Origin of the sequence: Halodesulfovibrio marinisediminis DSM 17456 (assembly GCF_900129975.1) — a bacterium.
Taxonomy (GTDB): Bacteria; Desulfobacterota; Desulfovibrionia; order Desulfovibrionales; family Desulfovibrionaceae; genus Halodesulfovibrio; species Halodesulfovibrio marinisediminis.
Genome location: NZ_FSRG01000003.1, coordinates 824334 through 838116, shown reverse-complemented (window position 1 = coordinate 838116; position 13783 = coordinate 824334). Strand labels below are relative to the sequence as shown.

General features: G+C 41.4%; 7 protein-coding genes. 2 read left to right on the top strand and 5 right to left on the bottom strand.

Features of this window, described 5'->3' with window-relative positions; all coding sequences use genetic code 11:
- Window positions 1–169 precede the first annotated feature (169 nt).
- Both BUR09_RS04010 and BUR09_RS04005 read left to right on the top strand, forming a co-directional pair.
- A complete protein-coding gene (locus tag BUR09_RS04010; RefSeq protein ID WP_074215643.1) occupies window positions 170–1258 on the top strand; it encodes an efflux RND transporter periplasmic adaptor subunit in 1089 nt (362 codons plus the stop codon).
- Between the two features lie 12 nt (window positions 1259–1270).
- Window positions 1271–4348, top strand: a complete 3078-nt coding sequence (locus BUR09_RS04005) for an efflux RND transporter permease subunit (RefSeq protein WP_074215642.1) — start codon at window positions 1271–1273, stop codon at window positions 4346–4348.
- A gap of 131 nt (window positions 4349–4479) precedes the next feature.
- Here the strand turns inward: BUR09_RS04005 and BUR09_RS04000 are convergent, their stop codons facing one another.
- The 5 genes from BUR09_RS04000 to BUR09_RS03980 form a co-directional block, all read right to left on the bottom strand.
- Complete coding sequence (locus tag BUR09_RS04000) at window positions 4480–5265, bottom strand: PhzF family phenazine biosynthesis protein (RefSeq protein WP_074215641.1); 786 nt, start codon at window positions 5263–5265, stop codon at window positions 4480–4482.
- A 49-nt stretch (window positions 5266–5314) separates the two neighbouring features.
- The gene (locus BUR09_RS03995) at window positions 5315–6214 is read right to left on the bottom strand and encodes a diguanylate cyclase (protein WP_074215640.1); all 900 of its coding nucleotides are present in this window, start codon (window positions 6212–6214) and stop codon (window positions 5315–5317) included.
- Window positions 6207–9590: a response regulator gene (locus BUR09_RS03990; protein WP_175565982.1), complete on the bottom strand. Its 3384-nt coding sequence runs from the start codon at window positions 9588–9590 to the stop codon at window positions 6207–6209. The genes BUR09_RS03995 and BUR09_RS03990 overlap by 8 nt, the downstream gene beginning before the upstream one ends.
- Before the next feature lie 296 nt (window positions 9591–9886).
- Window positions 9887–11293: a DASS family sodium-coupled anion symporter gene (locus tag BUR09_RS03985; RefSeq protein ID WP_074215638.1), complete on the bottom strand. Its 1407-nt coding sequence runs from the start codon at window positions 11291–11293 to the stop codon at window positions 9887–9889.
- A 272-nt stretch (window positions 11294–11565) separates the two neighbouring features.
- The gene (locus BUR09_RS03980; protein ID WP_074215637.1) at window positions 11566–13608 is read right to left on the bottom strand and encodes a PP2C family protein-serine/threonine phosphatase; all 2043 of its coding nucleotides are present in this window, start codon (window positions 13606–13608) and stop codon (window positions 11566–11568) included.
- Window positions 13609–13783 lie beyond the last annotated feature (175 nt).

Genomic DNA, 13783 nt, shown 5'->3' with positions numbered 1-13783 from the left:
GTTGCGGACATCATACCATAATTTTTTCATTTCGTTCCGGACTAAAAGAAAACGCTAAGAGTAAGCATGAAGATATAGTTGTTGCAGATATAGTGCTTTGTTATTTTTAGATAATCGAATTTTTCTGTCCTATGAAAAGGGTGATTATTTAAATCCTTGAAGGTGAAGTATGCAGGCACGCTTGAAGATAAGTTTTTTATTCTTGATGGTTATGATCACAGCAGGGTTTTGGGGATGTGGCTCTAAGGAAGAAGCAGAGCTCCCTTCAAAAAGGGTCATTGTGTATCGAGTTCCGAATATCCTTAAATTCAGAACCTGGTCTACGTCAGGTACCGCCAAGGATGTTCTTGAGACCATCCTTTCATTTCGAGTAAGTGGTATGATTATCTCTCTTCCTGTGGATGTAGGACAAAAGGTATTGGCAGGAGATCTTGTAGCAGAGCTTGATCCTACGGACTATCTCTTAGAACTGCGCGAAGCTAAAGCTTCTCTTCAGGATATTCTTGCGGAACTTAGAAATGCAAAGCTGGATCATGACCGGAAAAAGAAGCTCGTTAAGCAAGATGTTATCAGCCTAAGTGAATATGATCTGGCTGCATCGTATCTAGATTCTATGCGAGCAAAGGCTGACGCTCAGCGTGAACGAATTGCTATTGCCGAACGAAATCTTTCATACACTCGCTTGTATGTACCGGAAGCCGGAACAATCAGTTCTGTCCCTGCCGAAGTACACACAAATGTTGGAATCGGGGAGCCTGTTGCAACGCTTAACTCAAGAGGATCTCTCGAAATGGATATAGGAGTACCGGACAGGTTGATTGCAATGGTGAAACTAGGACAACCCGTTACAATCCGATTTGATGTCTTCCGCGACATGAAACTGGATGGAAGAGTTAAAGAGGTTGGAGTTCGTTCTAATGAAACATCAACATTTCCAGTAACAATCTCCATTGATACAAAAGATAAGCGTATTCGTTCGGGTATGGTCGGAGAGACAACGTTTAGTTTTGAGCAAGTTGAAAAATACAGACATGTGGTGGTTCCTGCTGCCGCTATCTTTGGTCTACCGAACGATAATAAGTATGTATGGGTCGTTAATCCTGAAGAAAAGACAGTGCATATGCGTAAGGTAGAAATCCTGCTCCCCGCTGAAGGAGGGATCATTGTCAGCTCAGGTCTCAATCCAGAAGAACTAGTGGTAATCAGGGGCGTGCATAGTCTTCAGGAAGGCCAAAAAGTACGAATTCAGGAACAGTAGGGACAGGTGAGCATGAATATTACAGAATGGAGCTTACGTAATAATGTAACGTCGCTGGTAATGTTTGTTCTTATAGCTGTTGCCGGAGTCATTACGCTCGCCATTATCCCACGACAAGAAGATCCTGACTTTATTGTGCGTACTGCTGTTGTCACCACCTCGTTTCCTGGTGCTTCGCCACAAAAAGTAGAAGAGCTTGTCACAGATAAGCTGGAAGAAAAAATTCGTGAGATGGGGGAGATAGATTATCTTGAGTCTCAATCTCTTACAGGTTTATCCATCATTGAAGTTAATATTTATGAAAGCATAAAAGACGTAGCACCGATATGGCAAAAGCTTCGAAATAAAGTTGATGATGCCCTTCCTCTTCTTCCTGAAGAAGCATCAACTCCTGTTGTAAACGACGAATTTGGCGATGTGTTCGGATTTCTTATAGCCCTCACCAGTGATGACTATACCTATCGTGAAATGAAGGACGAAGCCGACATTATCCGCAATAGGGTTTTGCGGTTTCCGGCCGTTTCCAAGGTGGAGTTTTGGGGAAATCAGGAAGAACGTGTTTTTATAGAATTTTCGAATGCACGCTTTGCTGAACTCGGGTTAAGTCCCTTTGCTCTTGCTTCCGTCATCCAATCACAGAACATTATTAAACCAAGCGGGCAGGTGTATGATGACCCTGAACGGATTAATATTCGTTCAACTGGAGAGTTCTTATCTGTTGATGATATCCGCAACCTTTCTCTCCGTGCGCCGGGGGGAAAAGAAAGCGTAGCGTTGTCAGACATAACAGATATTAAACGTGGTTTTGTTGACCCGCCTACGATTATGGTTCGCTATAATGGAAAGCCTGCAGTTCTTCTCGCCGTAAGCATGAAGGTCGGGAACAATATTATCAAACTCGGTAAGGATCTTACCGGACTTGTTGAGGAAATAAATACTGAATTGCCAGCTGGTCTAGATTTAGAAATGGCAATTTACACTCCGGAATATGTTAAAACCTCTATCTTTGATTTTCTCATAAATCTTGTTCAGGCGTTCTGTTTTGTAATCCTTGTCATGCTACTATTTGCCGGAATTCGGGTAGGGCTAATTTGCGGAACCCTTGTGCCTATGGCTATGCTGACCGCACTTATCTTCATGCCAATGTTTGATGTGATGCTTGAGCGAATTTCCATTGCCGCAATGATCATTGCATTAGGGATTCTGGTAGATAATGGGGTGGTTGTAAGCGAGAATATTCTAGTAAAGCTCGGACAGGGGATGGATCGAAAGCAGGCTGTTGCCAGCACATCCAAAGAACTCTCTTTTCCTTTGCTGGCTGCTAGTCTGACAACAATATTTGCTTTTCTTCCTATCCCACTCGCTCCAAGTGCCGCCGGTGAATACTGTGTTTCATTGTTTGTTGTTATTTCATTGACGCTTGCAGCGTCATGGATGCTTTCAATGACCATGGTTCCAATGATGTGCTACTACCTGCTGAAACCACAGCTTACAGAAGAGAGCTTTTCCAGCATGGTGTACACTGTGTACCGTAAGGTATTGCTGTTTGCTTTGAAAAACAGAGTGCTCGCGCTAGCAATTGTTTTTGGAGGGTTCGCCATTGCGGTAATGGGCTTTAAATCTGTTCCGAATATCTTTTTCCCTCCTAACGAGCGTGGGCAGTTTATGGTTGATTTTTGGCAACCTTATGGAACGGATATTCGTGCAACACAGCGCCGGTATGAGAAATTAGAACAATTTTTAATGAAACAGGACGAGTTTGAGTCTGTTCTTACATTTGTCGGTACTGGTGGCCCACGTTGGTACTTACCGCTGGATCTTGAGCAGCAGAATGAAAACTTAGCAACATTGATAGTTAATATTGACTCGTTTGAACATTTGGACAGTTTTTTAGATAAGACTGAGAAAGAATTAATAGAAAACTTTCCAGACACACGGTTCAGATTAAAGAAAATGATGCTTGGACCTCCTGCAGGTGCCTCAATTGAATTGCGTTTAGCCGGAGACAGCGTTGAACAGCTCTATGACTTGCGTGAAAAGATTGGTAAAATTCTAGAAAGCAAAGAGGGAGTAAGTGTTGTCTGGGATGACTGGGGCGAGTGGACGAAAGAACTTGTCATTGAGGTTAATCAGGACAGGGCACGGCGAGCAGGATTTACCAGTGAGGATATCGCATCATCCATGCAGATGCAGATGTCGGAATTGCCCGTATCCGACTTCCGCGATGGAGACACGGTAATCCCGATAGTTTTACGCTCAGATGATGACTACCGTGATCAGGCGGATAAGATTCCGGGAATGAACGTGTACTCATATACAGAAAAAAGAAGTGTTCCACTGGCGCAGGTCGCTAATGCCTTTTTTATTTGGCAGCCGTCAAACGTTCGGCGGCGTGATGAAGTGCGAACTATGACTGTTATGGCGGATGTCTATGGTCGCTATGCCTCGGACGTGCTTCAGGAAATTCAGCCGGAATTGGATACGTTGATGACGTCTGAAGAGTGGCCGTTAAACTACACGCTTGAGGTGGGCGGTGAAGATGAAGAGAGCCGGAAAGCGCAGGCTGCATTAATGGCAAATATGCCGCTCGCTATGGGGCTTCTTATTTTGGTATTGGTTGCACAGTTTAACTCTGTGCGTAAGCCGCTAATTATTCTGCTAACACTGCCTCCTATGATGATTGGCGTTGTCCCCGGTATGATTCTTACAGGCCAGCCGTTTGGCTTCATGCCGTTGCTTGGTCTTATTAGCCTTCTGGGGATCATTGTTAACAATGCCATCATGCTTATTGATAGGGTAGATGTACTTTCGCGTAAGGATATAGATATTCAAAATGCCCTTATTCTATCGGGATTACAGCGTTCCAGACCAATTATTATGACCACAATTACGACCATTGTGGGGCTTGTTCCATTGATCGTGTCCGGTGGTGGTATGTGGCGCCCGATGGCTGTATTGATGGTTTCAGGACTAGCTGTGGCGAGCGGACTTACACTTATTTTGTGTCCGGTTCTTTATTCTACTCTATTCCGCATTAATTACAGAGATTACACATGGGACGAGACAATTTTAGAAAAGGCGAAAGATTAGACTAAGAACAACATGTATAAATCCCGTTTGCTCCAACACCGTAAGAGCAAACGGGATTTTTTTATTGCATCAAAAGACTAATAGTTGATTGCAGCAGAATGAGGTGGGGAATTTGGTTCCATCCAAAGGGGTTAAATCATAATGTGCCCTTCAAGATAAGTGACAGCTTTTCCAGAAATTAAAACTCGCTCATTAAGGTTCTTGCAGTAAAGGATTCCTGTTCTAGGTGATGCCTGTACAGCAATCATTGAATCCTTTGAAAGCTTTTCGCTCCAATATGGAATGAGAGAGCAATGTGCAGACCCTGTTACTGGATCTTCAAAAATGCTGGCCTGAGGAGTGAAAAATCGAGAAACAAAATCCACTTCATCGCCTTTTGCTGTCACTGCAATGCCGCCAGTTCCAAGATTGATACTGTTGAGGAGATTTTGGTCTGGAGTCATATTTCTGATGGTTCTTTCATTTTCAAAGACAAGAACATAATCTCTCGATTTTAATACTTCTATCGGTTCAACCTGAATCGAATCGAGAATTATTTGAGGAGCTGAACTTGGGATTGGTTTACGGGAGGGAAAGTTTAATGTCAGCAATTCTCCATCAACGGTAACTGCCAATTGCCCGCTTTGGGAGTAAAAAATCAGGGAAGTTAGTGACGGCTGAAGATGACGGGCAATAACATGTGCTGTCGCAAGTGTTGCATGCCCGCAAAGGTCTATTTCTATTTCCGGTGTGAACCATCTAATTTCAAATCCGTTATCTGCAGCACGAAAAAATGCCGTTTCAGCAACGGCGTTTTCTATTGCAATTTTTTGCATAACGTCATCAGGCAACCAGTGGGGGAGTTCACACACAACAGCAGAATTGCCGCCAAATATGGAATCTGTAAAAGCATCAACTTGAAAAATTGGTAATCGCATAGAACACGTCCTTTGTTACGATGCAAGCAGGATAGATTCTAGAATGTTATTACCTTCTTTCAGCACGTACAATCCGTTTGTTTCTACCTGTTTTCTTTGCTTCATAAAGAGCTGCGTCTGCTTCTTTGAGTAGCTCGTCAATGGAGGAAGTATATTTGTACTTAGGAGACATTCCACAGCTTATTGTACAGCGCACCTTTTGTTTTGGACCAATTTTAATGTCTGTATTCGCATAAGTGGAAACAATCTTATCAAGTAAGTGTATAACTTTTTCATAGGAAGGAGCTGTTAGGATAACACCAAATTCTTCTCCTCCTAATCGACCAAAAACAGAAGTTAATGGAAGCAGACCAGATATAATTTCAGTCGTTTTTTGCAAAACAATGTCGCCGGCATCATGTCCGTAGTTATCATTAACTCTTTTAAAGAAATCAATATCAAGCATGATGGCATAAAGATTTTCATCATAGGTTGCGAACATCTGCTCTGCTAATTCAAAGAATTTTCTACGATTATAAATTCCAGTTAAACTGTCTCGAGTCGCAAGGAATTGTAAACGTTGAATAAGATTTTGTAGCTTCAGATGCACTTTTACTCGAGCTAACAATTCTACCGGCTTAAATGGCTTTGTAACATAATCAACCCCGCCAATAAGGTAAGCGGCTTCAATGCTGTCTTCATCTTTTTGTGCTGTCAGGAAAATTACTGGAATAAATTTGGTTTTTTCATTTTCTTTTAATTTCTTACAGACTTCAAAGCCACTCATTTCCGGCATAAGAATATCCAACAGAATGAGATCAATATGTTCATTAGCGGCAATGTCTAAAGCATCTTTGCCACAAGTGGCAGGAATAACATCATAGTTGTCCAAGATGGCCAGAACCATCTCAATGTTAGTTTCTGAATCGTCGACGACAAGAATTGTAGATTGTTTTACACCATTACTCATCTTGATCTCCTAAAAGATTCAGTGCCTCACTGTATTTGAATTTATCTAAAAGAACCTGAATATCTTTTAGTTTCTTTGCATCTTTTTCATGCAGAGAATACGGAGTAAATTTATCCAGAACCCCTTTAATGTTTTTGGGGCGTTTAGTTCTTATAGCTTTGTATAATGCCCCCCAGAGATTCTTACGGGTTTTGCCTTCAAGAAGTGGTAGAGTGGTTGAGGGCTGTTCTTCCTGCTTAATATCTTGGCAGCTTGAAATATCTTTAAGTACCTTTTCAAGCTCTTGATCAAAACTAGTCAGTAAAGAACTGTCAAAGCTAACCTCAAGTTCTTTAGTAATACTATGCAGTTCTTTTGCACCGATGCTGGCACTTAACCCTTTTAAAGTATGTAATAAGCGCGTTGCCTCTTTCTTATTTTCTTTAAGGAGATGTTTCAAAGAGTTATGGGCGTCTTCGTAATTTGTCTTAAAGTTACGTAAAATTTTGTGATAAAGCGCGAGGTCGCCATTCATGTATTTTAGCCCTGCTTCTGCATCAATAGTAGAAAATTTAAATGTTACAGGCTGTTGAGCTGGCTGTTTCTCTTTTTCCATCTCTTCTGGTTGTAACGATACTTTTGGCGTTAGGTAGCGTAAGAGTGTAGCAAAAAATTCTTCAATGTTTATGGGCTTGTTAAGGTGACCATCCATGCCTGCTTCTTTTGAGCGGGCAATATCAGCTGCCATGGCGTTGGCTGTAAGGGCAACTATATGCACGTTAGAGTTGAAGGTACGAATTTCTTTGGTGGCAGTATAACCATCCATTACAGGCATTTGAACATCCATCAAGATCAACTCATACTTGTCCGGATGCAGCTTAACTATTTCTACGGCTTCTAATCCATTATGGGCCTCATCAATTAAAATTCCACTATGGGCGAGCATCTCTTTTATTATGTCACGATTCAGGTCACTATCTTCAACAAGCAATACACGACTGCCTTTCCTTGTCGTAAGTTCTTCTTTAAGGTTGGCTTTTTTAACATTGGAATCAACATGTTCTGTTATTTCCTGACCAAAGTAGGAAAGTATCAGGTTGTATAGCTCTGAAGGATTAATTGGCTTTTGTAAAAAAGTTGTGATGCATTGACCTTCTTCTCTACAGTAATTTTCATCATACGCTGAAACCATAATGATAGAATGGGATGATGAAGGTAAGATAGAATCTAGTTTTTCTACAAGATTAGCACCGTTGGTGTCCGGTAGGTTCCAATCTACTAACACAAGGTCATACGAAGGCCCTGTCTTTACTTTTTTAAGAGCTTCCTTACCCGAGCTGACAACATCTACATCAAAGTTGTATACAGAAAGAGTGTTCAAAAGAGATGCCTGCCATGATGGACTATCATCAACAATAAGGATGCGTTGTTTTGTAAATAGAACTTGTTCGTCTTTTGGTGATGAAAGCTCCTTAAGATTAACTGTGAAAAAGAAGGATGAGCCTTTTCCTTTCTCACTTTGAACCCATATAAGCCCACCCATCATCTGAACAAGCTGTTTTGAAATAGCAAGACCAAGTCCAGTTCCACCATACTTGCGTGTTACGCTTGTATCTGCTTGAGTAAATGACTTAAAAAGTTTTGATATTTCTTCTTTAGTTAGACCAATACCGGTGTCCCTAACCTCAAATCGCAAAACGTCCTTTTTAACCTTGGAAACATAAATACCTACTTCACCTTCATCAGTAAATTTGATGGCGTTGCTCATTAAGTTGGTAATAATTTGGGCAAGGCGCAATGGATCACCCACATAATTCATAGGGACATCTGGGTCATAGCTAATAATAAATTCTAATTTTTTATCAGCGGCACTTACACCCACAACTGCAGTGACCTTTTCCATAACATCATGTAGCGAAAACGTCGTTTTTTCTAACTCTAGTTTCCGAGCTTCAATCTTAGAAAAATCTAAAATATCATTAATAATTTGCAAAAGAGATTGGGCCGCTATTTCAATTTTTTTAATATATTTCTTTTGTTGAGGTAATGTTTCCTGTTGCTCCATAAGATATGCAATTCCAGTAATAGCATTAATTGGTGTCCGTATTTCATGACTCATGTTTGCAAGAAATTCCGATTTTGCTTCGGTAGCAGATTCAGCATCATGCAACGCAACGTGAAGTGCGTCTGTTCTTTCTTTGACAAGCCGTTCAAGATTTTCGTTCATCTCCTTTTGACTCTTCGTCAGTGAAGATATTTTTTTACCTGCGTCATCAAAGGCCTCTTCAAGCTCGCCGATTTCATCACTAGCAACTTTTTTAAGATTGAGATCGTATTCATTTCTTGAAAGCTTTCTTGCTGCCTCCTTGAGTGCTTCGATACGTTCGATCAAATGTTTGGATGAGAAAAAGGCAAGAAGAATTACTATGATCAACATCAACGAGGCAATCACCTCTATATCTTGAACCAGACGGTGATACGGTCTTAATAAATCATCTTTGTTAATTATCGTGGCAACAACCAATTTGTTTTTGGGTTCGTATATATAGTAGAGTAATTTATCACCGAAGGTCGATTTTTCTTCCCGTTTAATGAAGTGATAATTCATCCAACCCGATCGTGGAGTCTCAAGCCCTTCTTTTTTTACTCTTTCGAATACTTCTTTAAAAAAGTACTTCTTAGTCTTAGGGTCGATAAAATTTAATGCATTACTTCCTATGAGAAACGGATGGTATAAAATAAGACCATCTAACTTTAAGATGGTTACATAACTACCCGCTACAGGGCTAAGATTAGAATTAGCCAACGTCCTCGTAAAATATGTAAGTTCTATAGGAGTGTGTTTTTCTTCACCATATATTACCGCACCGATAATCCATTTCCATGGGGAAAAATAGGTCATATAGGCAATATCATCTTCAGGATATACACCTTTTCCTTTCCTTATCCGTAAGAGCCCCTCTTTTTGCTTCATCATTTTATTTAAAAATTCAGGAGAAAGATCATTCGGGGCAGGGCAGTCCTGTACTATCTGATCAAGGTTCGAAATGTTCTTTGGCGTAATGACAAATGAATACACAGAGTCACCAATTAAAAGGGGAGTCAGAGCCTTGTGAGCTTGTTCCTGAGCCTCAGCTAATGTGAGTTTACCAAGTTTGTGCTTGTTTTCGTAATACTGTGCGATCGTAGAGCTTGTTTGAGTTATTCCACGAAGGTATTGTTCGGTGGATTCATCAAGAAGCTTTTCAACCATAATACTTGCCAGTTTGGTGTTGGCTACGAGCTGAGTTTTTAACGAATTTTCAAATGTTTCTTTGATGTGTGGCAATGCAAAGGTAATCGCGCCCAGCATAATGAGCATCAGAAGCAGAAAGGTTATGAAGATCTTGCTTCGCATGGAGAGTCTCTTAATGAAATACATCGTGCCTTCCTTCCGTATGCCCGTGAATATAGTCTTTCAAAATTTGAACGCATGTTTGTTTACTATACTCTATGGAGGAAGTTCAGGTATACAACTATGTAAAAGTTATCACTTTTATTGCACGGATAAAGGCGAGTAGCGTCTTGATGTTATGACAACCTTTTTAATTGGCTTTAAATAAAGACACGTTGGTTATGCGCAACATACACTTAATGCATCACAAAAAAGGCTTGCAACTTATTGCAAGCCTTTCGTTTTACTTTAAATAGAGGTTAGACATAAAATAACGTGAGGATGAGCATCGAACCTAAATAAATGCCGCCAAAGACAAGACCTAAGAACCACCATCGAGCCTGACTGATAAAGCCGGAACCGTACCAAATAGGGGATGGACCGGTCGCATATGGAGTAATTATCCCCATCAACCCAAGGCTGCCTGCCAGCATGAGAGCTACTTTGGGGATCATTTCAGCTGGAAGCAGACCGGTTGCTGTCACCATAAACAATGGCATAAGCGCAGTCGTATGCGCTGTGGTACTTGCAAAGAAGTAGTGGAATACAAAAAACATAAGAACAAGGAATAGTGCAACTGAAGCCGGTGGCATGCTCTGAAGGTATTCTGCGGAAAGAGTGCCAATCCATGGAAGAACACCAGTTTTATTGAGTCCAGAAGCCATCGCAACGAGTGTCGCGAACCAAACTAATACGTTCCAGGCGCTCTTATTACTTATAACGTCGTCCCACGAAATTACGCCACTAAGGACCATCAAAGACAAAACAAGCACCGCAGCAATAGTGCTGTTTATCCCTAGATCTTTGCCAAATATCCAAAGAAAAAGAGCCAGGATAGCGTATCCAAGCATCATAAGTTCTTTTCGGCTTACAGAACCTAATTTTTCAAGTTCCTTTGCAGCCCACGCTGGAGCTTCAGGAGAGTTTTTTTGAGTAGGCGGATAGATTACATATGCAAGCCATGGGGTAAGGAGAAATAGAGGCAACATGGCTGGAATCATGATTTTCCCCCATTGTCCCCAGCTTATTTGAACCCCGCTACTTTGTGCAATAAGATCTACTGCTAGCAAATTTGGTGCTAATGCGGTCAGGAACATAGAACTGGTCACACATGTTGAGGCTATACCGACCCATGTCAGATACGAGCCTATCTTTCGTGGTTCGTGATCCGGAGTAGAGTTGAACATAAGAGGAATGTTACTAACGATCGGATAGATTGTACCTGCACTACGTGCTGTATTTGAAGGCATAAAAGGAGCTAGCAATGCATCGGAAAAAGCAATGGCATAGCCAACTCCAAGGGTATTTCGTCCTAAATATTTAATGAGGATCAAGCTGATTCGTCTTCCAAGTCCGGTTTTCTTATACCCAAGAGCAAACATAAATGCTGAGAATACGAGCCAGATAACACCATTGGAAAAACCTGAAAGAGCCCAATTTCTACTAGCTGTTGGATTTGAGTCAACCAAACCAAGAACAGCAACTACAGATACCCCCACAAGCCCTACAAGGGCAGCGGGCACAGGCTCAATGATCAACCCGACTATCACTCCAATAAATATACTTAGAAAGTACCAACCTTCTGGCGTAAGCCCTTCAGGCATAGGGCACAAAGCCATACCAACGGTGATGATAACAGGGGAAAATTTCAATAAATATTCACGCATGGATCTCTCCGTGGTTTACGTAACAGATGAAGAATTCTGAATTGCATCCATTTCCGAGAGTCAGTGCTGTCAGCTATTACGCTGTTATATAAAAGCTATGTTGATACATAGAGCCGTGGGGGAAACTGACTCATTGTAAGCCTTCATTACTAATCATCCAGTATTTATTGAAAATTTTTTAAAAACTTAGATGGGTTGAGCTTGGTTTTCTGGCACGGTGCCCGATAATAAGAAAGAAAGACAAAGAGCCACTCGCTGCGAGGGGATTATATTTATTTTTTACTAAGGCACTTAATGACGATGCATGTAAAATCATCTTCCAGTGAGGGCTGTTGGGCATAATCCAACGCGCTGGAATAAAGTTTATCGATAAGATCCTGAGAAGAAAGCTCGCTGTTATCACGAATGATTGTCTTCATAAGCTCTTTTCCAAACATAGTACCCTCTGGTGACCGGGCTTCCCATATACCATCAGTCGCCATGACCACGATATCACCGGGCAGCAACTTTTCTGAATTTTCAGGATAGGTCACATCTGTTGTAACACCAAGAGCCGTCCCGCCCATTCCTTTAAATTCAACAAATTGAGATTCTGAACGACGATACACCATCGCTGCATCATGTCCTGCCCGTGTCCATGTTAATGTGTTTGTAAGAGTATCTAATGAAGCGAGATATAATGTCATAAACTGACCGGTTCCAAATGTGTCATAAGCAACCAGTTCGTTTGCTTTACGTGTTATTTCAGACAGGGCAAAATCATTTCTAGTACAGGAGCGCAAGTAGGCGCGAGCAGTAGCCATAAGCAATGCCGCCGGAACGCCGTGACCGACCACATCGCCAACAGCCATCACCTGTTCAGAGGCGCTTCCCGAGGCAAAGTCAATAAAGTCATAATAATCACCGCCTGTTTCAGCACAGTAGAAGCTGGCTCCGGCTATGTCGTATGAGGGAGGAGATGGCGCTGCGTGCGGTAACAACTTACGCTGCACAACACTTGCCAGCTGGAGAGAGCTTTTTAGATGAACATTTTCTTCCAGCGATGGCACCATCTCATTAATTGCTTTTCCAAGCTCCCCGATTTCATCTTTCCCGACATCTTCTATACGTACCGAAAAATTTCCTGTGCCTACTTCACGGACTGCATAAACAAGTTTGTGAATGTTCTTACTTAATGAGCCCGATAAAACAATTGCCATTATGCCCAAAAGCAAGACTGTTCCAGTTAATAACAGCTGTGATGTGTCCATTTGATGAGTAAAAATTGACCGGATAACATCCGTTTCTTTAGCAGCGTCACGCACAACATCGATTCGCGGAACACTAATGAGCAAGGCCGTTTTACCTATACCCAACGGTGCATATACAATTATGAACCCAACACCATCTATAGAAGTACTCAACAGACTTCCTTTTCCCTGCAGAATATTACGCGAAATCTGTTTGCTGGTTCCGGCATCTAGATCAATATCGGTATTGGGAGAGGTAAACCATCTGCCTTCCTCTTTACCGGGTGTTCGCGTTGCCACTGTCAGAACATCACCCTCTGGTGTGGCATAAACAAGATAGGAAGTAACATTAGATGAAAGCTTTGATAGATGTCCCGGATCACGCAGAAGTGTGCTGACAGGAACTGCAATAGTTACTGTACCTATTACCTTATCATCTACATAAATATTCTGTGATGCCGTAAAAATTGAACTATTAAATATTGGATCATGCATTGGTCTTGACCACGAGGACCCATGCTCAAGACTCGGAGGAGCCATATCTCCAAATAAACATTGCTGCTCAGATGCTCCCTTTTTTGTTGGTAAAAACAATTGAGAGTTATCTAACAGTCGAACCTGTTGCCAAAGGATCAAATCCGGGTAACGGTTGGCAAATTCTTCAAGAGTGGGGACAAGCAATGAAAGATCTTTTTTTATTCTCTTAGAGTGGGAGAATATGCATATCCCTCCGCGCTTCATCATTTCTTCATGATGATCTTTACCTTGCATTGCAGAAACCATTTCATCATCAGATTCCACATTGCGTATCGGTACTTGTGATGAGCTGATAGCAGAGGCAGCATCATTAGCAAGAATATCTAATGCTGCATTAATAAGCTGACTTTCCCTTTTCAATAACCGTGCATGATCATGAACAATTCTCTGTAGTGATGTACTAATATTTTGAAGAAGCAGTTTTTCTGTTCGAGTCTCAACTTTCCCCGCAAGCTCGTTCATGGACTCCATGCCCGTAAAACGTAAGAAAAAAATAGGGGGGATTGCTGTCAGCAATATAATTAACAGAATTTTTATTCGGATAGGCATGTGCTTCTTCCTCAATACTCCGTCAGCAGGGCGCTAAAATATATATTACCCAAAACTAGTTACATTATCTGTAACATTACGTTTGGATGCATGTAAGGATTAATCCAGCAATAAAAGCAAGATGTAACGAGAAGATGATTAAAAGAAACTGTCCTCTATTAGTTGCTGATAAGCT

Coding starts and splice junctions, on each gene's coding strand:
- BUR09_RS04010 (WP_074215643.1), top strand. CDS start 170: ATGCAGGCACGCTTGAAGATAAGTTTTTTATTCTTGATGGTTATGATC.
- BUR09_RS04005 (WP_074215642.1), top strand. CDS start 1,271: ATGAATATTACAGAATGGAGCTTACGTAATAATGTAACGTCGCTGGTA.
- BUR09_RS04000 (WP_074215641.1), bottom strand. CDS start 5,265: ATGCGATTACCAATTTTTCAAGTTGATGCTTTTACAGATTCCATATTT.
- BUR09_RS03995 (WP_074215640.1), bottom strand. CDS start 6,214: ATGAGTAATGGTGTAAAACAATCTACAATTCTTGTCGTCGACGATTCA.
- BUR09_RS03990 (WP_175565982.1), bottom strand. CDS start 9,590: ATGCGAAGCAAGATCTTCATAACCTTTCTGCTTCTGATGCTCATTATG.
- BUR09_RS03985 (WP_074215638.1), bottom strand. CDS start 11,293: ATGCGTGAATATTTATTGAAATTTTCCCCTGTTATCATCACCGTTGGT.
- BUR09_RS03980 (WP_074215637.1), bottom strand. CDS start 13,608: ATGCCTATCCGAATAAAAATTCTGTTAATTATATTGCTGACAGCAATC.